The following is a 23,022-nucleotide window of genomic DNA, read 5'->3' as shown; positions in this document are numbered from 1 at the left end:
GGGGAATCCAGATGAAAATAAAAGAAGTGCGTTTACGCCATCTAAATATGGATTTGATAGCTCCATTTACAACAAGCTTTGGAACATTTGTAGATAAGGAATTCATACTTGTGGAAGTGAAAAATGGAGAGGGGCTTTCAGGTTGGGCTGAATCAGTGGCGTTTTCAGCACCTTGGTATAACGAAGAAACCATAAAAACCAATTGGACCATGCTGGAGGATTTCTTGATTCCGCTTGTATTGGATAAAGATATAGAACATCCTCGTGATGTATCGGATATGTTCTCGCACATTCGGAAAAATAATATGGCAAAATCGGCAATCGAGGGGGCCATCTGGGATTTATATGCAAAAGAAAAGAATGTTCCATTAAGTATGGCTTTAGGCGGGGAACTGGAAAAAATTGATGTTGGAATCAGTATCGGCATCCAAAAAACGGTACCCGAATTATTGAAGAAGATAGAAGATGGATTAAAGGATGGGTATAAAAGAATCAAAATAAAGATTCAACCAGGTTGGGATGTTGATGTAATCAGGGAAGTACGCAATCGATATCCCGATGTACCGATCATGGCAGATGCAAACTCCGCTTATCGGATGAAAGACATCGAATTACTGAAACAACTTGATCAATTTGATTTAATGATGATCGAGCAGCCTTTGTCATCAGATGATATTGTCGATCATGCCACATTACAAGCGGAAATCAAAACACCGATTTGTTTGGATGAAAGTATACATTCCGTGGAAGATGCAAGAAAAGCCCTTGAATTGGGAAGCTGTAAAATCATTAATATCAAGATCGGCAGGGTAGGCGGTTTAACGGAAGCGAAGAAAATACATGATTTATGTAAAGAAAGAAATGTTCCGGTTTGGTGCGGGGGGATGTTGGAATCAGGTGTGGGACGTGCTCATAATATCGCATTGACAACACTTGATAACTTCACGATGCCTGGTGATACGGCGGCATCTGCGAATTATTGGCATAAGGACATCATTAAACCAGAGGTTACAGTGAAAGATGGAGTCATAACTGTTCCAAAGGCGGCAGGCATCGGCTATGAAGTCGATTACGCTGCGGTCGATGAATTCACTTCCTATAGTAAAAGATATACAAATTGATAAAATAACAAGGTTGGAATAGTAACTCTACCCAGCTTCATGGGCGATGGCTCGTTAAAATTAATGAAGCTGGGAAGCTATTACGGAACAGTGATGAGAGGAAGATATTTTTTTAATTAAAATTGTCAGAATAATCATTTAATTTAAGGTGGAATCGGATATGAAAAACAGTGTAAATCTTGCAGGTGCATATATTGGAATCATCATTGGAGCAGGCTTCGCCTCAGGACAAGAAGTATTACAATTCTTCACGAGCTTTGGAATCTACAGTGTATTGGGAATTGTGGTGGCGACAGCTTTATTCTCGTTTTTAGGCATGCAAGTTACACAATTGGGGAGCACCCTCCAAACACGCTCCCATAAAAACATCATCGATCATATTTGTGGCCGCTATTTAGGCAGGGTGGTCGATATTATTATCACATTTTTTTTGTTTGGAGTTACAGTCATCATGATTGCTGGTTCCGGAACGATTTTTGAAGAACAATTCGGGGTACCCAGTATAGTTGGTGCAATCCTCATGACAGTGCTGACAATAGGTACGCTTTTACTTAATGTTAATAAAATAATGTCCATCATTAGTGCCGTCACACCATTTTTATTTGTTATCATGATTATTATTTCAGGTTATTCATTTTTCACCTCCGATCTAAATTTCAATGAAATCATATCTTCTTCAAGTAGGGGGAATGCTGCAACCGGAAATTGGATGATGGGTTCCTTACTTTATGTTTCATATAATATGACGGCCGGAATTGCCATGCTAGCCGTAATGGGAGGGACCATTAAGAATAAGAAGGAGGCTGGTATGGGAGGCCTTCTAGGAGGTATTGGATTGGGGATCTTGCTATTCTTGATCAATATGGGGATGATGTCCGACTTGAAGGGCATAGAAGGCTCAGGGATGCCTACCCTTCATTTAGCGAATCAGATTTCTCCATGGTTGGGATATATCCTATCAATCATCCTTTTAGGGATGATTTATAATACCTCGGTCGGAATGCTGTATGCATTTACAGCCAGGATGGTGCCTGCCGACACGAAACGCTTTAAGTTATCCGTGATTATGGTGGGAATCCTCGCATTCCTTGCAAGTTTCGTTGGCTTCATTAAATTGGTTGGAACAGTATATCCAGTCACAGGATATTTAGGATTTGTAATCATTGCAGCGCTTATCATATCCTGGATCCGTTCAAAAGCGAAAAAAGGGGCCGTGCCTACGGAACTCGCGAAATTATAATAGGGAAGGGAAATTTAAGGATTAGAGTTTAGAACTGCATGGATCTTTGACCTGACATCTTCTTCATGGAGGTGTTTTTTTTCTGTTATCGATGACCTTTACTCATGATCACGGCATTTTTCCTCCTTTTTTTCATACATTAGTTTAAAGGCGGAAGACAAGGGGGATATCGGATGAATGGAGCGGAGCAAAAGGCTCTGGAATATGCCATTAGTGAAATTACAGAAATAGCAACTGGGTTCGGGTTGGATTTTTACCCGATGCGTTATGAAATTTGCCCTTCAGAAATCATTTATACATTTGGTGCCTATGGGATGCCGACCCGTTTTTCTCATTGGAGTTTTGGAAAGCAGTTTCATAAAATGAAGCTGCAGTATGACTTTGGATTAAGTAAGATCTACGAACTGGTCATTAACTCTAATCCTTGTTACGCTTTTCTGTTGGACTCCAATTCACTTGTACAAAATAAATTGATTGTTGCCCACGTTTTGGCGCATTGTGATTTCTTTAAGAATAATATACGTTTTAATAATACTAAGAGAGATATGGTGGAAAGTATGTCGGCCACGGCAGAAAGAATCCGTGAATATGAAATCCTGCATGGCAAAAAGGAAGTGGAAACTTTCCTCGATGCACTATTAGCCATTGAGGAACATATCGATCCGTCGTTGATGAGACCGAAGCTTGCCTGGACGATGGAAGATGAGGAAGAAGAAGAGGAAATAAAACCGACAGCCACACAATACGATGATTTATGGAATCTTGAAAATAAGGATAAACCGAAGAAATCCACCGTGAAAAAAAGAAAAAAATTCCCGCCAAGGCCTGAAAAGGATATTATGCTTTTCATAGAACAGTACAGCAGGGATCTAACAGATTGGCAACGGGATATCATGACGATGATCAGGGAAGAGATGCTGTATTTCTGGCCGCAGCTGGAAACGAAAATCATGAATGAAGGCTGGGCATCCTACTGGCATCAACGCATAATCCGTGAATTGGATTTATCCTCAGGGGAAGCGATTGAATTCGCTAAACTGAACGCAGGTGTCGTTCAGCCATCAAAGACCAGCATCAACCCTTATTATCTTGGATTAAAAGTGTTTGAAGATATTGAAGAACGCTATGATAATCCAACCGAAGAAATGATCAGGCTTGGCGTCATACCCGGATCTGGACGGGAAAAGATGTTCGAAGTCAGGGAAATCGAATCTGACATTTCCTTTCTCCGCAATTATTTGACGAAAGATCTGGTCATGCGTGAAGATATGTATTTATTCCAAAAGCAGGGCAAGGATTATAAAATCGTCGATAAAGCATGGGAACAGGTTCGTGACCAGCTCGTCAGTATGAGGGTTAACGGTGGATTCCCCTATATCACAGTAAATGATGGAGACTACATGCGTAATGGCGAACTTTATCTGAAACATTGGTATGAAGATATTGAACTGGATCTGAAATATCTCGAGAAAGTCATGCCATATATCCATCAGCTTTGGGGACGCTCCGTGCATATGGAATCAGTCATGGAAGGAAAAGAAGTCCTGTTTTCCTATGATGGAAAAGGTATTCACCGGAAATATTTATAAAGAGGAAGAAAACTGCCGGTCACCCGGCAGTTTTCTTGTTTCATCCAATACTTGCGATTTGCAAGTATTGCTGTTATATATAATTAATATAGAATATTTTGAATGAACTCATTTGGTAGCGAAAGGAGCAGGGGAAAGATATGATCATTCGTGAAGCGATGGAAACGGACATAGATTCCGTCAAAGAAATTTACAATCAAGGAATTGAGGATAGAGTTGCCACGTTAGAAACGGAACTGAAGGATCAAGCCTACATGAAGGATTGGTTTGCCAAGCACATGGGACGATATAAGGTAATCGTCGCCGAGCAGGAAGGGGAAATCGTTGGATGGGCTTCCTTGAATCCATATAACAGCCGCGATGCTTATAAAGGGGTTGCTGATTTATCCGTTTATATCTCAAGAGATCATCGAGGAAAAGGGATTGGCGGTTTATTGCTGCAATCCATCGAAAAGCTCGCAAAAGAAAATGACTTCAATAAAATTGTGTTATTCACATTTCCCTTTAACCAGATTGGTCAAGGATTGTACAAAAAACGGGGGTATCGCGAAGTAGGAGTGTTTAAGAACCAGGGAATTTTAGACGGGGAATTTGTCGATGTGATGGCCATGGAAAAATTACTTTAAATATTTAGGGGGTAGGAGGATTATGACAGTGAACCATTCAAGCGTATTGTCTGTTGGTTATTTTGATGCCTATTTCAGGCTGGTTTTAGCTTCTCGTGAACCTGTGGTGGAAAAGGCAAAAGAATTCATTGAAACCAACTTTTTTAAAGGCGAAGCGTGTTATTATGGCGAGCAAACTCACCTGAATTTCATGACGGCTTTTAACAAGCTGAAGGATCAATAAAAAAATAGTTGAATCAGATAGTTGCAAAATGCAAATAATTAGCGTATAAATAAAGTGAGGTGAAAGTAATGGAAAATGAAAACCTTAGAGGTCTCTTCCAACTCTTAACAAGACGTTTTGGATTATTAAATAAAAATTGTTGCAGCGCTGATGGAATTGAGATATCCCTCGTTCAAAGCCATATCCTGTATGAAATAGACCGACAAAATAAGGCTTCCATCCAGCAAATTGCAGAAACATTGGGAACGGATATTACGACGTTCAGTCGACAAATCCAATCCCTAATAAAATTGAATTTAGTCACAAAAACCCCTGATGCGGAAGATCGGAGAATTTCTATTCTTTCTCTGACCGATGAAGGCGTGAAAGTCAATCAAACCATCGATCAACAAATGAATGATTACTTAAATGAGATCTTCAAGACGATGAATGAGTTTGAAAAGGAATCCGTCGTGCGTTCTCTGACATTGCTTAATGATCGAATGTTGAAGTCTTCTGTATGTTGTACTACTCCTTGGGGGTAGTATAATTTTTCGACAATACTTGCAAAATACAACTTTTTCGGGGTGGAAGATTTATGAAGATAAACTGTAAAAATTATAGGAGGGAACAATGATGGTTCAATTTGAGAAAAGTACATTACCAGTAGCAATTATAGGCGGAGGTCCTGTGGGGCTGGCCGCTGCCGCTCATTTACTAAAAAAAGGGGAGAAGTTTATCGTATTGGAAGCGGGGGATTCCGTTGGTTCGAGTATGTTGGAGTGGGGACACGTTCGAATGTTTTCTCCGTGGCAATATAACATCGATAAAGCAGCAAAGGAATTACTGGAGAACGCTGGATGGACGTCACCAAACGAAGAAGCTTTGCCAACAGGTCGCGAACTGGTAGAAGAGTATCTTCTTCCGCTAAGTAACCTTCCAGAAATAAAAGAACAGATCATCTTACAGGCAAAAGTAGTCGGTGTTGCCAAAAAGGCTCACGATAAATTAAAAACAGGAAAACGGGATACTGTTCCCTTTCAACTCTATGTAGAAGTGAATGGTGACACAAAAGTCATTGAAGCAAAAGCTGTCATTGATTCATCAGGTACTTGGACCAATCCAAACCCGATCCTTTCAAATGGAATTTGGACGAATGCGGAGAGACAATTACACAATCAAATCCACTATGGCATTCCTAACGTCGAACAATTAGAAAACAGATATCAAAATAAAACCACCGTGGTGATTGGAAGTGGTCATTCTGCCATAAATGCTCTATTGGATCTGGCCACCTTACAGCAGAAATTTACGGATACAAAGATCTACTGGGTTCTTCGTAAAAAACAGATAAATGAAGTGTACGGCGGGCAAGAAAACGATAGCTTGGCCGCTCGTGGAGAGTTGGGCATAAGAATTCAGCAAATAGTGGAGTCTGGAAGAATCGATATTCTTACTCCCTTTCATATTAACGGAGTGTATCCAACAAACGCTAAAATAACTGTTGTGGGAGAACTAAACGGAGAAGAAACCACAATCGGTGAGATCGATGAAATCGTTGTGAGTACAGGTTTCAGACCAGATACATCCTTTTTAAATGAAATAAGGATAAACCTTGATTCAGCTGTGGAAAGCATAGACGAGCTTGCTCCATTAATTGATCCCAATATTCATAGCTGTGGAACGGTGAGGCCGCACGGTGAACAAGAATTACGGCACCCTGAAAAGAACTTCTACATTGTTGGCATGAAGAGTTATGGAAGAGCACCTACATTCTTATTGGCAACAGGCTACGAACAAGTACGTTCAGTGGTGGCTTATCTTACTGGCGATGTAGAGGGAGCAAAAGAAGTACACTTGGAACTACCTGAAACAGGAGTCTGCAGTGTTAATATAGCTTCTAGTTCCTGCGATTCTGATATTCCTGAAACTGAAACAAAGGATGGTTCTTGCTGCGGCGTCCCCGTTCTAGCGAGGTTGGAAATTAAAAATAATTCTTGTTGTAAATAAAACAGAAGACGAGTCTGGTCTTTTTATAGGCATTGGTAAACATAATCTCTCGGGCACTAAGGAACTAACTCACCTTTAAGTTTAAGTACAATATTTCACAATCTTGCTTTCTTGATAACGATTACTAAATGTTTGATATAAAAAAGGGAACACCTGCTAACCAGGAAGTTCCCTTTTCATTTCGTGAGTTATAAATACACCAAAACAACGATTGAAAAAATAGGCTGGGGTTTCAAGCTTCTTTAACAGATAACCGTTACATTACCAACAGGAGTTGCATGGAATGAATGTGATTGGCTATCAGCACCTACGACTAAAAGATTTTGTATTCGCTGAACCAATAGAGAAAAATTACAATAAAACTCCAGTATTAATAAGAGCTCCTAGACAACCTAACCGGAGTAAACACTTTCACATGTTCCAGGTTTTGGTTCATAATAACAATGATTTTTAAATTGTCCAGCAAAAGGTTGATCGTACCATGTTGGTGGGCATGGAGCATATGGATTAAAATACCAAAGAGCATATTTCCCTGGGTGTTGCCTCCAATAATCCAAATTCTGTTTCGCTAATCTTTTTTCAGCAGTTCTCGCTCTTTGATAAAATACATTACCTTTTTGAACAGCTTCAAAAGAAAAATTTCCTCCTTGTACTTGATAAACGACTTGTGGAATTGTTCTTAAATCTTTAAAGTCTAAACAATTTGCTTTAAGACGATTAACAATTACATTGCCAACATATAACATTCCTTGTAATCCTTCACCTTCAGCTTCTGCTCTCATCATCCTTGCCATTAAGTCAACGTCTGAACTTCGGTAATTTACTCTTGGCATTTTTTCACCCCAATAATATAGTATGAAAAAACCCTACATTAATGTAATTGTTTATAAAATAAGAATGCTTAGTTTTTAAAGCTTACAGTAAGAAGTAAAATATGGCATTCTTTTTTATAACTTTATGTAACTATCCTGTCCCGTTAGCCATCCATGAATCGCAAAAATCGGCGATTCACCACAAAGAATGAAAATGGTTAGGAAGTGTCAATACTGATACTGACCTTAATCCAGTCAACCCTAATCTATAGACTAATTAATTAACGCTCTCCTCTTTTTTTTAAAACGATTGAGCAGGGTCTTCTTAAGTATTGTCATTTTTCATTTTTAAAGAAACTTATTTTCATGGTAGTTCAATAAGAAAATCAACAACCCCTTTAACCGAGCCTTTGGATAAGATTTCCCAATGCTAGTGAAATGCGGGCGTAGGCAGAGTTTGCCTTAGTCGGAGTTATTTCGAAACATCTATTAGCAGGCTAAAATTAAAAAAGTATATAGTTGAATATTTAATTATTGATTAAATAAGAATATACTTATACAATTATAATAAATAACCACATAAGCATATGATTATTTATTTGATTAGACTAGGAGGGATTAAGTGCAAACGAATGAAGCTTTGGATATAGAAGGAACTGCAAACGTTCTTAAACTTCTAGGTGATAAAACTCGTTTGACCATGGTTAAAATCATGTCTGATCATGAATGTTGTGTCTGTGAATTTGTGGACCTGTTCGAAATGAGCCAACCTGCCATCAGCCAACATTTACGGAAGATGAAAGATAGTGGAATCGTGAAAGAATCGAGAAGGGGGCAATGGGTTTTTTATTCGTTAAACCCGTCTTCTTCCTATTACTCATTTATTCAGACGGTCATCAAGGATTTGCCAAGTCAAAACTTTAAATTAGAAGAATTATCAGCACAAGGAAAACGGATTTGTTGTGACTAACTAGGAGGTACTACTTCAGTGGGATCAGTTATTTTGGCAGTTATCATCTTTTTATTAACACTCATTCTCGTCATCTGGCAGCCAAAGGGATTGTCGATCGGATGGTCAGCTTGTGGCGGTGCGGTTTTGGCCTTACTTGTTGGTGTGGTGGATTTTACTGATGTCATAGACGTGACATCCATAGTCTGGAACGCTACACTGGCCTTCATCGCCATCATCATCATCTCGCTTATTTTGGATGAGATAGGATTTTTTGAATGGGCAGCACTGCATATGGCTAGGGCAGCCAAGGGAAATGGAGTAAGGATGTTTGTTTATGTAAGTATCCTCGGTGCTCTTGTAGCTGCTTTTTTTGCAAATGACGGAGCTGCTCTAATCCTTACCCCGATTGTATTAGCAATGGTTCGTGCCCTAAAGTTTAATGATAAAATGATTTTCCCATTCATCATCGCCAGTGGGTTTATTGCGGACACAACCTCATTGCCTTTAGTGGTGAGTAATCTTGTAAACATTGTTTCCGCAGACTTTTTCAATATCAGTTTTGCCGAGTTTGCATCAAGAATGATCGTACCAGATCTTTTTGCATTGGTAGCAAGCATCTTGGTTTTATATCTGTTTTTCCGTAAAAGCATACCGGAAAATTATGATGTATCCCAACTAAAAAAACCAGTGGAAGCCATTCGGGACCAAAGAATGTTCCGATTGTCCTGGATAGTATTAGGAATATTGCTGGTAGGTTATTTTGCAAGTGAATTTATTGGAGTGCCTGTATCCATCATTGCAGGCATTGTGGCTATTTTCTTCCTCATGATGGCTAGAAGGAGTCCAGCAGTCAATACGAAAACAGTTATTAAAGGAGCACCATGGGCAATCGTCTTTTTCTCTATTGGCATGTATGTTGTTGTGTACAGCCTGCGGAATGTTGGATTGACGAATGTATTGACGGATTTAATCCAAGTTACAGCCGATCAAGGATTATTTACAGCAACGATGGGGATGGGCTTCATAGCCGCCATTCTTTCATCGTTTATGAATAACATGCCAACCGTGATGATTGATGCCCTTGCAATTTCCGATACCAATACTACAGGCGTAATCAGGGAGGCCCTTATATATGCAAATGTCATTGGTTCGGACTTGGGACCGAAAATCACTCCGATTGGTTCTTTGGCAACGTTATTGTGGCTGCATGTCCTATCATTAAAAGGCGTGAAAATCTCATGGGGAACCTATTTTAAAACTGGAATCATCTTAACCATCCCAACATTGTTCATCACATTAGTTGGCTTATATATATGGTTACAAATTATTCATTAAACACTTACATTATTCATGAAGGAGAAACAGCATGGCTAAAAAAACATTATACTTCTTATGTACTGGTAACTCTTGCAGAAGCCAAATGGCAGAGGCTTGGGGGAAGAAATATTTAGGTGACGAATGGCAAGTGCTTAGTGCAGGAATCGAAGCACATGGGTTAAATCCAAAAGCTGTACAAGCAATGAATGAGGTTGGATTGGACATCTCCAATCAAACATCGGATATCATCGACCCTGACATATTGAATAATGCCGATTTTGTCGTTACGTTATGTGGCGATGCGGCAGACAAATGTCCAATGACACCACCACATGTTAAACGCGAACACTGGGGCTTTGATGACCCGGCAAAAGCTGAGGGAACAGATGAAGAAAAATGGGCTACCTTCCAACGTGTTCGTGATGAAATAGGAGAAAGAATCGAACGTTACTCTAAAACGGGCGTATAAAAAATGTAAAGCCGTGAGCGATCTCCCGGCTTTCATTTTATCCGTGGTATAAGTAAATGATTATATATTAAGGGAGAGAGTAAATGATGAAAGTTGAAATCTTTGATCCTGCGATGTGTTGTTCGACGGGTGTATGTGGACCAAGTATTAATCCTGAATTAACAAGGGTGGCTTCTGCTGTTTATACTTTGGAGAAAAAAGGGTTTGATATTCAACGATATCAATTAACCAATGATCCTGATAAGTTTGCAAACAATGATGAAATTAATCAAGTTTTACATGAAAAAGGTCCGGATGCCTTGCCGGTAATTTTGGTCAATGACCAGATAGCCAAAGTAGGAAGTTATCCAACGAATGAAGAGTTTGGTGAATGGTTCGAAGTGAAACCGGAAGAGTTAAATGAAAAGCCGAAAGTCCGTCTTTCCATTGATTTAAATCAACTGAAATAAGAAAGAAGGGAAAAGGCATGTTTCAATCTTTCAATCCGAAGAGTGTAATTCAAACACCCTTTTTATTTTTAACGGGAAAAGGCGGGGTAGGGAAAACATCGACAGCCAGCGCCACTGCAGTTGCATTGGCTGATAACGGTAAAAAGGTGTTGCTCATCAGCACGGACCCAGCCTCCAACTTGCAAGATGTATTTGGAATAAGTTTAACCAATTCACCCAGGGCAGTCCCAGGTGTTGAAAATTTATTTGCCAGTAATTTAGACCCTGAAGCTTCAGCGAAAGCGTATCGTGACAAAGTGGTTGGTCCATATAAAGGAAAACTTCCTGATTCCGTTCTTGCCACAATGGAAGAACAATTATCAGGAGCATGTACAGTGGAGATTGCCGCATTTGATGAATTTTCAAATTTACTGACGAATGTTGACATAGTAGATCAGTATGACCATATTATCTTTGATACCGCTCCAACCGGGCATACATTAAGACTTTTACAGCTTCCGACGGCATGGAGTGGATTCCTGGAAGAAAGCTCACATGGTGCGTCATGCTTAGGTCCTTTATCAGGGTTAGCGGACAAAAAAGATCTTTATTCTAAAACAGTGGATATCCTTTCCAATCCAAGTAAAACCACTTTAATACTTGTAACAAGACCTGATGTCCCATCCCTTTTGGAAGCGAACCGTGCATCAAAAGAACTCAAGGAAATTGGTTTGAAAAACCAGGTACTTATCGTTAATGGTCTTCTTCAGTCACACCTTGAAGAAGACGCAGTGTCATCAGCCTTTTATCTTCGCCAAAAGGGTGCATTGCAGCACATTCCAGAAGGTTTAAAACAATCCGCCGTTTATTCTTTTCCGCTTGTATCTTTTTCCTTGACTGGGGTGGAGAATTTAAGATATTTATTTAAACATTACACGATGCCATCGAAAATGGTGAAATTGGAAGATGAAACGATTAATCTTCCAAGCCTGAATGAAATGATCACTGATTTCTCGAATAACGATAAAAGGCTTATTTTCACAATGGGCAAAGGCGGAGTGGGGAAAACAACGGTCGCTTCCGCCATTGCAGTCGGTTTAGTTGAGAAGGGGCATCATGTGCACTTAACAACAACGGATCCTGCGGGGCACTTGAATTACCAATTCGAAAGTGATCCAGTCAATGGACACTTAACAATTAGCAGCATTAATCCAAAAGAAGAAGTCGAGAAGTATAAAGCAGATGTCATGAAGAAGGCAGGCAAAGATTTAGATGAAGATGGTCTCGCTTATTTAGCGGAAGATCTCAATTCACCATGTACGGAAGAAATAGCCGTATTCCAGGCTTTTGCTGAAGTGGTCGCTAAATCAAAAGATGAAATTGTCGTCATTGATACGGCACCAACGGGTCATACGCTGTTATTATTGGATGCTGCACAGTCTTATAGTAAAGAGATTGCCAAGTCAACGGGTGAAGTTCCTGACAGTGTTACAAAATTGCTTCCTCAACTAAGGAATGCATCAGAAACTGCCGTCGTGATCGTCACCCTTGCCGAAGCTACACCCGTATTAGAAGCATCCCGACTACAAAATGATTTAAGGCGGGCAAATATAAACCCCCAGTGGTGGGTAATTAATCAGAGCTTCTATTCTGCAAAAACGGCAGACCCTATATTAAGCGGTAAAGCTAATGCAGAAAAAGAATGGATTCATGAAGTTAAGGAAAAGACATCTGAGAAATGTGCAATCATCCCGTGGATCCATGAGGAAAAGCTGGGATATGAAAAACTGAGAGATTACATCGGCTGAAGTAAAACCAGTAAAGATGGAAGCATTAAAAAATAGATTTCCAAACTAATAGGGTAGAATCGGAGATGAATGAATATGAAGATTACAGATGGAGCAAAACAACTATTGGAAAATTTTTTAATTGAAAATGGTGCAGAAGGAATTCGTCTTTATTCTGTTGCAGGTTGTTGCGGACCACAAATGGCATTATCTTTGGATGCCCCGCAAGAATCGGATATTATCCAAAACATTAACGGGATTAAAGTGGCATTGGATTCTCAAATAACGTCGACCGAGGAATTAACATTGGACAAGGAGGAAAATCAAGATGGTGCAGGATTGGTATTAGTAGGCGGCAACAGTTGTTGTTGAGTAATTGCATGGCTGTTTCCCAATTAGCATTTCCAGAGCGACCTTGAACATGCTGGGTGTAATACGTTGTAATGTGTTTTAGTTAGTAGGCGAACCAAAGACCATAAAGAAAGAGCTGCCAATTTTGGCAGCTCTTAAATGCTTTAAATCTTAATATCGACCTTAGCATTTTTCTGAAGTTCTTCCACATGTTTCACAAGCTTTTCTTGTTTCTTTTGCTGCTCTAGTTGTTCCTTGATTTGCGGCTTCATTTCTTCGAGTTTCTGTACCGGTTGCCCGCTTGTTTTAGCTTGCTCCGCAACCTGGTCGTAGTACTTTTGAATTTCTTCATCAGTTGCTTCTTCCACTTTAATCTCTTTTTCAACGTACTTAGTATATGGAATATTCTCTGCAATCTGAGTATTCAACATTTCCGAATTCAGACCTGCTTGTTTCATCGCTTCCTTGAATTTCTCTTCACTTTCATATTGGTCTTTGATTTCGGCAAGTTGCTTTTCGATTTCAGCCTTGGTGGCTGTGTAGCCCTTTTTATCAGCAGCTTGAAGCAGCAATGTTTGTCCCACTAAAGAGTTAAGCGTTTGCTCTTTAATTTGTTTGGCTCCCTCTTTGGATGTTGGATCTTGTCCGAATTGCTGCATTTGCATTTGTGTCGTGGACAACACTGTATTATATTCCGCACCTGAAATTTTTTCGTCATTGACGATGGCCACCGTTTTCTTTTCATCTACCTTTTGTTTATCCAGTTCCTTCTGCATTTCTTCCATCTTTTTTTGCTGTTCCTCAGTTGCTTTAGCCGTTTCTTTTTCCTCAGTTGTTTTAGTTTCTTTTTCGTCATTTTTTTTATCAGCTTCATCGTTCGAACCACAAGCTGTTAGAACAACTGCCAATAATCCAATAACGATTGGGTACAATAGTTTCTTCATATTCAGTCTCCTCTCTTATTCGGTGCTAAAAAAATCATCTAATGCGCATTATAAAGGAATGTCCCATAGAAACACAATATATTCATTCTTTTTTTCCAGAAAACAGGAAGATAGTATAGGCATTATCTCATTATATAGGTGAAGCATTCGTGGAAATGAACCAATTTACCCTTCGTTAATCGTGTTAAAGTTCTAATCGTTATAGATTAATTAGCGAAGAGAGGAATTTCCGATAGCGACCAGGACGTGTTGAACCGTATTGCTGACTCGGGGGATGCCTTCAAGGTAATATCAAATTAACTTTCTTTTAGGTCGTATCTGCCGAGTTTAATAAAGAAGCCTTTTTTTTCTACATTCCTTTTTTCTTGTTTCTTTTAAAGTAATAAATGACTGCAATTACCAGAATCAACAGCACCAAAACAATCCTCACATCGTCTGATGCCTTCAATACTTGTGTCACCGAATATGCCTCGACAAGGAGGGCAGGCAGTTTTCCGATGGATGTGGCGAAGAAGAATATCATCACGCCCGTCTTGCTTAATGCTGCTGTAAGGTTAATCACGCCGGATGGTATAAAAGGAAGGAGCCTAAGCATCAGGATCATCCAAAATGCATGAAACCCTTGTGACTTTTGCAGCTGCATGACCCATCGGTTCCTCATGAATTTGGGTTTGAATGTTTGAATGCCCTTTCGATATAACCAAAAGCTGACTACTGCTCCTGCAATTTCCCCCAAGTAAGAAAGGATCAATCCCTTTTCAAATCCAAATACGGTGATATTGGCAGCCGTGATGAATACGCTTGGAATAAAACCAAGCACGCTAATCAATATGTTCAATACTAAACTTATAGCAATGGAAAAAGGTCCGCTGGATGCTAATGCCTCAGAAATGAAATTCATATCAACCCACAGAACTCCATTTATATCCGATGCCCCATACCGTTTTCAAATGTTGATCAACTGGAAAACCGGCATGACGTAATTTCTCTCTAATATTTCGAATATGGGAATCGATTGTCCGATCTTCCGTATCCGTTTTTAATCCCCATATGGTCGAAAGCAGGTGATCTCTGGAATACACTTGATCTGGTGATTTTAAAAACAGGCACAACATGGAAAACTCTTTTGGGGTTAATGGGATGGTATTGGAATCATAATGCGCTTCATAAGCGGATTCATTTAATTTTATTCCCCTAAAGATCACACCTTGATGATTATGTATTCGCCGCGTCACCGCTTCGATTCTGGCTAGTAAAACATCTTCATTAAAGGGTTTCGTTACATAATCGTCGGCGCCCTTTTTCAGCCCTTTGACCATTTCTTCTGCAGCATCCCGTGCGGTGAGCATGATTATGGGAATATTGGAAAACGCCCGGATCCTTTCGCACGTTTCCCACCCATCCATCTCAGGCATCATTACATCAAGAAGGACCATGTCAGCTTGTTTATGCTCTAAGAACTGTATGGCTTCATGTCCAGAATTCATCTTCATGCATGTAAACCCGTGAGGTATAAGGTATAGCTCTATAAGATCAAGCATTCTCTGTTCATCATCAACCAGAACTACTGTCTTCATTTTTTATCTCCTTAAATGTGATAGTGAAGCACGTTCCTTGCTCCAACTTGCTTTTAACTGAAATGGTTCCTCCTTGAACCTCCACTAATTGCCTGACGATGGACAGCCCCAATCCGAATCCACCGGTATCCCTAGCCCGTGATTTCTCGACACGATATAAACGATCAAAGATATGCGGGATATCTTCACTTGGAATGCCCACCCCTTGATCGATTATGGAGATTGAGATTCCGTCAGGTGATTCAGTGGCTTTGATGGCGGTGACTGTATGTTCGTTCGAGTACTTCAGTGAATTATCCAGCAGGTTAAGAATAACCTGCTCAAACCGTGTGGGATCTAAATCTATAAATAAATGATCCTTACATTCCAGATTCAATTGAATTTTTTCATTTGTAAAAGCTGGTAGCACTTTTTCATGAATGGTTTGCAGGAATGAAGAGAGCTGAATGGTTTCTTTTGATATGGTGAATGTATGTACATCCATTCTAGCCATATTGAATAGTTCGTCCAATAATCTGTTTAATCGTTGGGATTCATCATGGATGATCTCCAAGTATCGTGATCTTTCGTATGCATTCAAATCTTTCCGGCGGGCTATATCAGCGTATCCCTTGATATAAGTTAGCGGCGTGCGCAGTTCATGAGAGATACTTGCCAAAAATTCATTGCGTTCCTTCTTTAAATAGTTCAATTCATTAGCCAAGCTTTGAATGGATTGGGCAAGTTCCCCAAGTTCATCATGTGATCGTACTGGTACAGCCACTGAAAAATTCCCTTTGCTAAGTTTGGTGGTCGCTTCTTTCATCGCAATAAGCGGTCTAGTCAAAGCTTTTGATAGGAAATAAATGGTGATAAGCATGAAGAAAAGGAGCAATACAGTTGCAAAGAGGAAATGCCTATTCAATTGAGCGATTAAATCTTCAACATCCCTGGTATCTTTGAACATGTAGACATAGCCTTCATTTTCTTTATCACTGATAAATGGTGTAACGGTGGCTATATACCTTTCATCCTTCCAACTTGATTGGATGATCAGACCTTTTCGGGATACCTGTGGAAGATTTTTTCCTAAGATTTTTTTCATTCCCCCATTAACCTTTTCGGAAGATATCAGGATATCTCCTCTTGTATTCGTTATCACGACATCTGTATCGGTATGTGATTCCATCAGGCCGATATGCTGAAGTGTTGAGTCGGAATAAGTGATTTCCAACACATCACGATGACTATTACCCCGGGCCTTCAGTGATTCCAATTCTTGATTGATACGGGAGTGGATCACTTTATTATGTAAGTAAACCATGGAAACGGTTTCCATCAAAAAAATGCAAACAAATATACACAGTCCCAGCTTAAAGGAGATTTTCAAAATATTCACCTTCTTATTCAATGGAGTCAGTATAGCGAAAAAATATGAAGAAAGTATGCAGTTTTTTTTCAATTCCTTCGCATCTTCTTAAACAACGATAATCCGAATGATGACTGGTTGCAAGAAGGACTACATTTTTTTTAAGGACCTGAACTGTCATTTTTCGTGGCAACACGGCTTTTTCAGGTGCAAGGTTAGCACGCAACAGGCTTGAATCAAATATACGAAGGCTGGGTCGCTATTTTCAGTGTTAAATTACAACGGTTTTCAAACTGAACAAGCAAATAAGTTCGCGAAGGTCATCAGTTTAATGCTGGAGGGAGCTGTTACACGTTCATTAACGTATAAAAATTGCCAGCCACTTCAAGATGTTTCGGATTGCATCCCGTTATTATTAAAAAAATAGATGATTTTCCCATTGATTTATATAGACTGGTCTTATTTTAAGCATGTATAGCAAGATGAAACTGCCGAGAAAATGGGCAGTTTTTTTATTTTAGTCTATACAAAATGTTTTGCTCGCAGGAAACATTTTGTTGCAAATGAATACTATGTAAAAAGGAGCTGATCCATATGAATTGTACAAACCGTACCCAAAAAAAAATAATGGCTTATTCTGCATTATTCAAAAAAATGGGCATTCTCAATGACGAGGAATATAAAAATATCGCGAAAACTTTACAAACAAGGGATTGAGGAAGGGTCCATTGGATACTCATAAACTTTTATCCTACATTAAACAGGCTGTAAAACCCCCACCTTCAATTTCCGAATGAGGAGGGGGGACTGAAGTCTGATAAATACTCTTTTGTGCCCTTTAATTACAAAGAAGGGGATATATGGTATTCTAGGAGGATTCATATATATATAGGTTAAAGTCGGTTAAAAGGAGAGTATTAGATAGAATGACTGGATTGTTTGATGCAGAAAAATATATGCATGCACCCTCTTTAATCCTTATAGCATTAAGTTACATGCTGATTGCGATAGCTTTTGCCATTATTTATAGAAGACAAGAGGATTCACCTAAGGTATGGAAGGCTTCAGTTGTCTTGGTACTTGGAATGATCGCTTTTAATTTTACTTTTAATCTATCAGATGAGGTTGTAAGTGTACCCATTGTCCCTTTAGGGGTGGCTCTTTTATCATGGTTATTGAGAAGGAAAGGAAATGAAGGGCGGTGGCAGCGATTCCGTCGATTTGCCTGGCTCGGATTCCTATCGAATTTCATCTTTTTGACAGCTTCACTTTTAGCCATGCCTCTGGATGGAATTATATATCCTAAGTCTGAAACAACTACATATATGATGGACGTTAACAAGGCTTCGCTGATAGCGACCCATTCGAATTCCAAAGAAGTCACTTTGAATAAAGAAGAACTGCAAAGACAAATGAACAAGATGAAACAAAAAAAGATCGAGAGCGAATCTTGGTATTATGGGATCAATGAAGAGAGCGGGTATAAAGAAACGTTCCCTTATATTCTGACAGGGTCAGTTCCTAAAAAAGGAAGTGGTCTTGAAACACTCATTTTCATAGAAGAAGATGGCAAGGGTCTGCTGATTACACCAAATAAGGGGCACCAGGTCTACTTCAGGTTAGAAGAGTCCATTTTAACCGGAGGTGTGTTGGAAGAATGACTAAAAAAGCAAAAATGAGTGTTTTAATTACAGCTGCCATCTTGATAGGAGGGATTCTTTTATTTGTTCTATTCCCAAAAGAGCCGGAACCCTTTCTATCGGAAAAGCAAATCATTAAACGAATAAACTCAATCTTCCCTGAAGCACAACCAAAGTCCATTCAGAATAAAATCTTTTTAGATGATACACATGTGTTTGTCCCCTTTATCAGCGAAGAAAATGGATATGGGATGAGCTTTTGGGTCTGGAAAGGTAACAAATGGAAAGCTGCTTCCGTGAACATGGGCGGTCAGCCACAGGTTTGGAATGGAGAAGAAAAATCATTGATCATGTGGAATATGAATACAAAAGATGACGTATCCGAAATCGGGGTTTTTATGAAGGTTGATAGGGATTTTTTGGTAGAGGATGGAATAGCCACATATCAACCAGGTATAGAAATGATGCACAGCATTGCGCTTAAGGGGAAAACGTACGGAGTCGCGAGGTTTCCTGACAATTGGCGGGAACTTATGAAACAGTATGTAAAACTACAGGCAGAAGATGGACAGAATGACTTCCCGGATTTTAACGACCCGATACGGTTGGTCACTAATTTTCATGATAAAGAAGGGGAGGAGATAATCCCTGAGCACTCCTTTAACGGAAATAGCTATACGACTGGATATAATTTCGTGGATGTTCATTTCCTGGTTACTGTGCAAGAGGAAGAGTTGGAGGGGGCTTATTGAAAAGGGGCTGTCAAAACTTGAAGGCCTTCATTCATTGCTCAATCGGTTTATTTTGTTTGGGTATTGCTTAAATTCTGCCGTTTCTTTAATGGAGGTTAAATTTGAAAGTAAAAAGGAAGAATGTTGTGATCCGGTGGTGTTCTCTGCGATAATGGAATAAAGAAATCGAAAAGGAGTTACATAGGATGGCAGAGGACTTTAAGATTCCCAGCTTGAAAGTTGATGAGATCGATAAGAAAATCATATCGGTTTTACATGAAGATGCGCGAATTTCGTATACCGACTTAGCGAAGATAGTGGAACTCTCCAGAGTTGCGGTTCAAATGAGAATTAATCATCTTGTTGAAAACGGCGTGATTGAGAGATTCACTGCGGTCATAAATCCAGCTAAGGTCGGCATCCATGTCTCGGCTTTTTTTAACGTTGAGGTTGAGCCTAAATATTTGGAATCGGTCGCCCAGCAATTAGAAAGTGAACCGGCTGTAACGAGCTTATATCATATGACTGGTCCGAGTAAACTCCATATGCACGGAATCTTTACTGATAATCAGGAGATGGAACGCTTTCTCAATGAGAAGCTGTATGCGGTAATAGGTGTTGTCAGCGTTGATTGCCAAATTCTCATTAAACGTTATAAAAGCCGGATGGGCATGAAGCTTTAAATGAAAAAATCCCCCTTTATAGGTGGATTTTTTTTTTATTATGTGAGCGGGATGATAAAGCCGCCATACGCAAAAGCAAGAATGATTACGAATGCGGGGTGAATCTTGAATTTACCTAAAGCCAAGAATGCCAAACCAGCGATGACGATTGAATGGATGTAGCCGATGGAACCGACGGCATCAGCGGCCATATTCCAGGTGAGCAATAACATCATGATCGCAATCACGGGCTGCACAAGCAGGGACATGCCTTTTACGATAGGCGATTGCTTGTATTTTCGCAGGATTTTTAATAAATATATCAAAGCCACTGCTGAAGGGATGACGGTGCCTGCTAATGCAGCTAAAAATCCTGGCCACCCATATACATCATATCCGACATATGCGGCTATTTTGGTGGCAATCGGCCCTGGGAGTGAATTCCCTAACGCAAGCATTTGTGAAAACTCGGTATTATCAAGCCAGCCGTACTGGGTGACGATTTGATCATACATAAGCGGAATCGAGGCTGGGCCTCCGCCGTAACCAAGGATATTGGCTATGAAAAACGCTAGAAAAACAGCGACTCCAATTGGGATTATAAGACCCATTAAGCGGATTCCTCCTTCCTATCAACCTTTTTATTTTTCAATCTATCTTTTAATTTAAAATGGAACGCCCCATATAAAAGGAAAATCATTATGACGATACCCGGATGCAGGGAAATGACCTGCAGAAGCAAAAAGGAAATCGCAAAAAAGGTGATTCCGAGCACCTTTCCTAAACCTTTTACAGCCTTTTCGCCAAACTCGTAAGCCATTTGGCCAAGCATGACGGCAACAACTGGCATGACAGCAGCGATCATATTGCTGATTATTGCTGAATTACTTAAAACATTAATGAACGCAATTAAGAAAACCATCGCAAAGCATGAAGGTAAAACGTGAGCGGCCACACTTACGAGGGCTCCCGGCCAGCCTTTTAATTTATAACCAAGATATGCTGCCATCTTAGTGGCAATCGGTCCTGGGAGTGTATTGGCGATCGCTAAAGTGTCCCCGAATTCATCATCGTCGAGCCAGTGATAACGGGAAACGGCTTCGTGGCGGATGAGCGGGATGACTGATGGCCCGCCGCCGAAACCTAAAATCCCCGTTCTCATCATCCCGACCGTTAATTCCGTATATGGATTTTTCAAAACGATTCCTCCTTTGTTTTAAATTTAGAATTCATTTCCATGATTATGAATTAATGATAACAAAAATGCTTTCGAAATGTATATAAAATTTTAATGATTATTACGTAATGAACGAATAATTGGTATTTTTAAATAAAATAGGCTTATAAAAGTGATAAAAAAACAACTTTTTGTTTTGGGGAATGAAATTTGGATTACGTAAGAAAAACATACAAGTTATAATACAATTATCATTATTTTTGAAAAATCAAATAATTCAAAAGGGGTAGATTTATGACCCAATCGATAATTGGAACGAAAAGTATGGTGGTAAGCCCACACTATTTAGCATCGGTGGCAGGACACAAAATTCTTGAAAAAGGGGGGAATGCTTTTGATGCGGCAGTGGCAGTCAGTGCCTGTTTGGGTGTAGTTTATCCACATATGACCGGACTCGGTGGAGATGCCTTCTGGCTTACATATGAAAAGAAGGACGGGGAAATTCGTGCTTTCAATGGAGCGGATGCTCCGGTAGCAAGGGTAATCGTGATGCATATAAAGGGGAAAAGTAGATCCCTTTTCGCGGGGTAAGAAGCGCAAGGTAAAACCGCAGCTTCATATTATATATTATATCTGACACACCCTTATCGACTTCATCTCAAGAAAATAGTACCTAAAAAAAATCCAGTTTCTGAGGCACTGGATTCCAACAATTGAACAAACCAAAAATAGCAAGTTTAATTGATCTTGCTTTTTTTGATCAAAGTCCAAAAAGTAACAGTACTTTTGATTTTTCAATTTCATTGTCCTCTTCAACTATAGAATGTATATACTCCCTTTACTCTAATTGTCATAAAATTAATTTTCCATGTAAAAAAAATTTAACGCATTTTCGATTTTAATAGATTTTTACTATGACTATTTTTAGATTTCCCTTTTATTTACTCCATTTTCCTGGTTCCAATGTCCAAATTCAAAACTGGCACGCTGCTTGCAATATCTAATCATGAAAGCTTTTAAAATAGTATTGGAGGTAATGGAAATGATAGAGCGTCACATTGAATTTTATAGTGAAGGTTACAAATTAGACGGCACGGTATATCTTCCAGACGATTATAAAAAGGGAGAAAAAAGACCAGCGATTATTCCGAACTCTGGATATCAAGGATTTAATGAATTTTATCCAAAGCTATTTGCACGAAATTTAACAGCGGCAGGTTATGTCTGCTTAGGATTCGATTATCGGAGCTTTGCGAAAAGTGAAGGAGAAGAAGGTCGCGTTATTTTGGATGAGCAGGTAGAAGATATTCAAAATGCGATAACATTTCTCTCCCTCCAAGAAGAAGTAGATTCAGATAGAATAGGATTGATAGGTTGGGGTATGGGTGGTTCGAATGTTGTCCGTGTGGCTGCAAGAGACAACCGGGTCAAGGCAGTGGCAGCACTGAATGGTTTTTATAATGGCCAAAGATGGTTACGCTCCATTCATTCCTATGTTGAATGGAATGAAATCTTAAAGACAGTTAAAAAAGATCGAGAACAACGAGTATTAACTGGGAAGTCGCAACTTGCCAATACGTTTATTCATTATCCACTTGATCCGGAAACAGCGGATTATGTTGAAAAGGAATTGGCCATTCTATCTCCATTTGGTAAGCAAACAGTGTTGCAGTTTACAGATTCAATAATAAGCATGAACGCAGAAGAAGAAGTGAAAAATGTAACTGTGCCACTTTTCATTGCTCATGGGAAAGATAACTTATTACATCCACTGGATGAGGCAAATGGGCTGTACGAAGCAGCAAATGAACCTAAGGAACTTTATATAATAAATGGTAAGCATAATGATTTCATGTATCATGAGCATGAAGTTTTCCAAGACTTGAATGAACAGCTAAAAGCATTCTTTAATGGAATTCTAACGAAAAAGGAAGAAGATAGAAAAGTCACCCAATTGCAAAGGTGAATTAGATAATAGCTTGGCAGGTGGCAAATTATTTGTCATCTGTCTTTTCATATAATTTATCAAAAGGAGCAAC

Annotated in this window: 25 protein-coding genes and 1 pseudogene; 19 read left to right on the top strand and 7 right to left on the bottom strand. The window is 39.5% G+C overall.

The genetic code is table 11. From position 1 onward, the window contains the following. Window positions 1-11: 11 nt before the first annotated feature. The 7 genes from menC (at window position 12) to QUF86_RS00650 (ending at window position 6,788) form a co-directional block, all read left to right on the top strand. Window positions 12-1,121: an o-succinylbenzoate synthase gene (menC, locus tag QUF86_RS00680; protein ID WP_289323921.1), complete on the top strand. Its 1,110-nt coding sequence runs from the start codon at window positions 12-14 to the stop codon at window positions 1,119-1,121. Between the two features lie 160 nt (window positions 1,122-1,281). Continuing rightward, entirely contained in the window at window positions 1,282-2,361 is a 1,080-nt protein-coding gene (locus QUF86_RS00675) for a YkvI family membrane protein (protein ID WP_289333309.1), read from the top strand. Between the two features lie 173 nt (window positions 2,362-2,534). Beyond that, window positions 2,535-3,950: a SpoVR family protein gene (locus QUF86_RS00670; RefSeq protein ID WP_289317711.1), complete on the top strand. Its 1,416-nt coding sequence runs from the start codon at window positions 2,535-2,537 to the stop codon at window positions 3,948-3,950. A 140-nt stretch (window positions 3,951-4,090) separates the two neighbouring features. Further along, on the top strand, window positions 4,091-4,576 hold the full coding sequence (locus tag QUF86_RS00665; protein WP_289333308.1) for an arsinothricin resistance N-acetyltransferase ArsN1 family A: 486 nt from the start codon (window positions 4,091-4,093) through the stop codon (window positions 4,574-4,576). 22 nt (window positions 4,577-4,598) lie between these two features. Next, window positions 4,599-4,799 carry a hypothetical protein gene (locus tag QUF86_RS00660; RefSeq protein ID WP_289333307.1) on the top strand — a complete coding sequence of 67 codons (201 nt, stop codon included), beginning with the start codon at window positions 4,599-4,601 and terminating at the stop codon, window positions 4,797-4,799. A 68-nt stretch (window positions 4,800-4,867) separates the two neighbouring features. Then, window positions 4,868-5,323 carry a MarR family winged helix-turn-helix transcriptional regulator gene (locus QUF86_RS00655; protein WP_289333306.1) on the top strand — a complete coding sequence of 152 codons (456 nt, stop codon included), beginning with the start codon at window positions 4,868-4,870 and terminating at the stop codon, window positions 5,321-5,323. Between the two features lie 91 nt (window positions 5,324-5,414). After that, window positions 5,415-6,788: an FAD-dependent oxidoreductase gene (locus tag QUF86_RS00650; RefSeq protein WP_483313941.1), complete on the top strand. Its 1,374-nt coding sequence runs from the start codon at window positions 5,415-5,417 to the stop codon at window positions 6,786-6,788. A gap of 392 nt (window positions 6,789-7,180) precedes the next feature. Here QUF86_RS00650 and QUF86_RS00645 read toward each other — a convergent pair whose 3' ends face one another. After that, window positions 7,181-7,621, bottom strand: a complete 441-nt coding sequence (locus tag QUF86_RS00645; protein ID WP_289317706.1) for a cell wall hydrolase — start codon at window positions 7,619-7,621, stop codon at window positions 7,181-7,183. A gap of 601 nt (window positions 7,622-8,222) precedes the next feature. Between QUF86_RS00645 and QUF86_RS00640 the strand changes: the two genes are divergently transcribed. From QUF86_RS00640 to QUF86_RS00615, 6 genes are all read left to right on the top strand, one after another. After that, window positions 8,223-8,570 (top strand): ArsR/SmtB family transcription factor, encoded by a 348-nt coding sequence (locus tag QUF86_RS00640; protein WP_289333304.1) that lies wholly within the window; start codon window positions 8,223-8,225, stop codon window positions 8,568-8,570. An 18-nt stretch (window positions 8,571-8,588) separates the two neighbouring features. Next, on the top strand, window positions 8,589-9,887 hold the full coding sequence (locus QUF86_RS00635; RefSeq protein WP_289317704.1) for an arsenic transporter: 1,299 nt from the start codon (window positions 8,589-8,591) through the stop codon (window positions 9,885-9,887). Between the two features lie 31 nt (window positions 9,888-9,918). Then, window positions 9,919-10,338 (top strand): arsenate reductase (thioredoxin), encoded by a 420-nt coding sequence (gene arsC, locus QUF86_RS00630; RefSeq protein ID WP_289317703.1) that lies wholly within the window; start codon window positions 9,919-9,921, stop codon window positions 10,336-10,338. A gap of 83 nt (window positions 10,339-10,421) precedes the next feature. Next, window positions 10,422-10,787 (top strand): arsenite efflux transporter metallochaperone ArsD, encoded by a 366-nt coding sequence (arsD, locus tag QUF86_RS00625; RefSeq protein ID WP_289317702.1) that lies wholly within the window; start codon window positions 10,422-10,424, stop codon window positions 10,785-10,787. 17 nt (window positions 10,788-10,804) lie between these two features. Further along, window positions 10,805-12,574 carry an arsenical pump-driving ATPase gene (gene arsA / locus QUF86_RS00620; RefSeq protein ID WP_289333303.1) on the top strand — a complete coding sequence of 590 codons (1,770 nt, stop codon included), beginning with the start codon at window positions 10,805-10,807 and terminating at the stop codon, window positions 12,572-12,574. 75 nt (window positions 12,575-12,649) lie between these two features. Beyond that, on the top strand, window positions 12,650-12,925 hold the full coding sequence (locus QUF86_RS00615) for an adhesin (RefSeq protein ID WP_289333302.1): 276 nt from the start codon (window positions 12,650-12,652) through the stop codon (window positions 12,923-12,925). Between the two features lie 143 nt (window positions 12,926-13,068). Here QUF86_RS00615 and QUF86_RS00610 read toward each other — a convergent pair whose 3' ends face one another. From QUF86_RS00610 to QUF86_RS00595, 4 genes are all read right to left on the bottom strand, one after another. Next, complete coding sequence (locus QUF86_RS00610; protein WP_289317699.1) at window positions 13,069-13,848, bottom strand: SurA N-terminal domain-containing protein; 780 nt, start codon at window positions 13,846-13,848, stop codon at window positions 13,069-13,071. Between the two features lie 349 nt (window positions 13,849-14,197). Further along, entirely contained in the window at window positions 14,198-14,749 is a 552-nt protein-coding gene (locus QUF86_RS00605; RefSeq protein ID WP_289333301.1) for a TVP38/TMEM64 family protein, read from the bottom strand. A 1-nt stretch (window position 14,750) separates the two neighbouring features. After that, window positions 14,751-15,425, bottom strand: a complete 675-nt coding sequence (locus tag QUF86_RS00600) for a response regulator transcription factor (protein WP_289317697.1) — start codon at window positions 15,423-15,425, stop codon at window positions 14,751-14,753. Then, window positions 15,403-16,803 (bottom strand): sensor histidine kinase, encoded by a 1,401-nt coding sequence (locus QUF86_RS00595; RefSeq protein ID WP_289336174.1) that lies wholly within the window; start codon window positions 16,801-16,803, stop codon window positions 15,403-15,405. Before QUF86_RS00595 ends, QUF86_RS00600 begins: the two co-directional genes overlap by 23 nt. 238 nt (window positions 16,804-17,041) lie before the next feature. On the opposite strand from QUF86_RS00595, the gene QUF86_RS28870 reads away from it, so the two are divergent. From QUF86_RS28870 to chrS, 4 genes are all read left to right on the top strand, one after another. Next, on the top strand, window positions 17,042-17,200 hold the full coding sequence (locus tag QUF86_RS28870) for an LmrA/YxaF family transcription factor (protein ID WP_421154668.1): 159 nt from the start codon (window positions 17,042-17,044) through the stop codon (window positions 17,198-17,200). A 499-nt stretch (window positions 17,201-17,699) separates the two neighbouring features. After that, a complete protein-coding gene (locus tag QUF86_RS00590; RefSeq protein WP_289333300.1) occupies window positions 17,700-18,434 on the top strand; it encodes a hypothetical protein in 735 nt (244 codons plus the stop codon). After that, window positions 18,431-19,165, top strand: coding sequence for a hypothetical protein (locus tag QUF86_RS00585; RefSeq protein ID WP_289317694.1), 735 nt, complete (start codon window positions 18,431-18,433; stop codon window positions 19,163-19,165). Before QUF86_RS00590 ends, QUF86_RS00585 begins: the two co-directional genes overlap by 4 nt. A 185-nt stretch (window positions 19,166-19,350) precedes the next feature. Beyond that, entirely contained in the window at window positions 19,351-19,827 is a 477-nt protein-coding gene (gene chrS / locus QUF86_RS00580) for a chromate efflux transcriptional regulator ChrS (RefSeq protein WP_289317693.1), read from the top strand. A 38-nt stretch (window positions 19,828-19,865) separates the two neighbouring features. Here chrS and chrA read toward each other — a convergent pair whose 3' ends face one another. Both chrA and chrB read right to left on the bottom strand, forming a co-directional pair. After that, window positions 19,866-20,417, bottom strand: coding sequence for a chromate efflux transporter ChrA (gene chrA, locus QUF86_RS00575; protein WP_289333299.1), 552 nt, complete (start codon window positions 20,415-20,417; stop codon window positions 19,866-19,868). Continuing rightward, window positions 20,417-21,004, bottom strand: a complete 588-nt coding sequence (gene chrB, locus QUF86_RS00570; RefSeq protein WP_289317691.1) for a chromate efflux transporter ChrB — start codon at window positions 21,002-21,004, stop codon at window positions 20,417-20,419. The genes chrA and chrB overlap by 1 nt, the downstream gene beginning before the upstream one ends. A gap of 273 nt (window positions 21,005-21,277) precedes the next feature. Here chrB and QUF86_RS00565 point away from each other — a divergent pair. Next, a pseudogene (locus QUF86_RS00565) lies at window positions 21,278-21,552 on the top strand (gamma-glutamyltransferase); the annotation flags it as partial. Window positions 21,553-21,911: 359 nt separating this feature from the next. Continuing rightward, window positions 21,912-22,949 (top strand): alpha/beta hydrolase, encoded by a 1,038-nt coding sequence (locus QUF86_RS00560; RefSeq protein ID WP_353957688.1) that lies wholly within the window; start codon window positions 21,912-21,914, stop codon window positions 22,947-22,949. Window positions 22,950-23,022 lie beyond the last annotated feature (73 nt).

This window comes from Peribacillus sp. NJ11, from assembly GCF_030348405.1.
In the GTDB taxonomy this organism is placed as follows: Bacteria; Bacillota; Bacilli; order Bacillales; family DSM-1321; genus Peribacillus.
This window is presented reverse-complemented; position numbering and strand designations above follow the sequence as displayed.

Excerpts from the sequence above, each read along its gene's own strand:
- QUF86_RS00675 (WP_289333309.1), top strand. The coding sequence starts at position 1,282 with ATGAAAAACAGTGTAAATCTTGCAGGTGCATATATTGGAATCATCATT.
- QUF86_RS00660 (WP_289333307.1), top strand. The coding sequence starts at position 4,599 with ATGACAGTGAACCATTCAAGCGTATTGTCTGTTGGTTATTTTGATGCC.
- QUF86_RS00645 (WP_289317706.1), bottom strand. The coding sequence starts at position 7,621 with ATGCCAAGAGTAAATTACCGAAGTTCAGACGTTGACTTAATGGCAAGG.
- QUF86_RS00665 (WP_289333308.1), top strand. The coding sequence starts at position 4,091 with ATGATCATTCGTGAAGCGATGGAAACGGACATAGATTCCGTCAAAGAA.
- QUF86_RS00585 (WP_289317694.1), top strand. The coding sequence starts at position 18,431 with ATGACTAAAAAAGCAAAAATGAGTGTTTTAATTACAGCTGCCATCTTG.
- QUF86_RS00670 (WP_289317711.1), top strand. The coding sequence starts at position 2,535 with ATGAATGGAGCGGAGCAAAAGGCTCTGGAATATGCCATTAGTGAAATT.
- menC (WP_289323921.1), top strand. The coding sequence starts at position 12 with ATGAAAATAAAAGAAGTGCGTTTACGCCATCTAAATATGGATTTGATA.
- arsA (WP_289333303.1), top strand. The coding sequence starts at position 10,805 with ATGTTTCAATCTTTCAATCCGAAGAGTGTAATTCAAACACCCTTTTTA.
- chrA (WP_289333299.1), bottom strand. The coding sequence starts at position 20,417 with ATGGGTCTTATAATCCCAATTGGAGTCGCTGTTTTTCTAGCGTTTTTC.
- QUF86_RS00615 (WP_289333302.1), top strand. The coding sequence starts at position 12,650 with ATGAAGATTACAGATGGAGCAAAACAACTATTGGAAAATTTTTTAATT.
- QUF86_RS00610 (WP_289317699.1), bottom strand. The coding sequence starts at position 13,848 with ATGAAGAAACTATTGTACCCAATCGTTATTGGATTATTGGCAGTTGTT.
- chrS (WP_289317693.1), top strand. The coding sequence starts at position 19,351 with ATGGCAGAGGACTTTAAGATTCCCAGCTTGAAAGTTGATGAGATCGAT.
- arsC (WP_289317703.1), top strand. The coding sequence starts at position 9,919 with ATGGCTAAAAAAACATTATACTTCTTATGTACTGGTAACTCTTGCAGA.
- QUF86_RS00590 (WP_289333300.1), top strand. The coding sequence starts at position 17,700 with ATGACTGGATTGTTTGATGCAGAAAAATATATGCATGCACCCTCTTTA.
- arsD (WP_289317702.1), top strand. The coding sequence starts at position 10,422 with ATGATGAAAGTTGAAATCTTTGATCCTGCGATGTGTTGTTCGACGGGT.
- QUF86_RS00655 (WP_289333306.1), top strand. The coding sequence starts at position 4,868 with ATGGAAAATGAAAACCTTAGAGGTCTCTTCCAACTCTTAACAAGACGT.
- QUF86_RS00650 (WP_483313941.1), top strand. The coding sequence starts at position 5,415 with ATGGTTCAATTTGAGAAAAGTACATTACCAGTAGCAATTATAGGCGGA.
- QUF86_RS00600 (WP_289317697.1), bottom strand. The coding sequence starts at position 15,425 with ATGAAGACAGTAGTTCTGGTTGATGATGAACAGAGAATGCTTGATCTT.
- QUF86_RS00605 (WP_289333301.1), bottom strand. The coding sequence starts at position 14,749 with ATGAATTTCATTTCTGAGGCATTAGCATCCAGCGGACCTTTTTCCATT.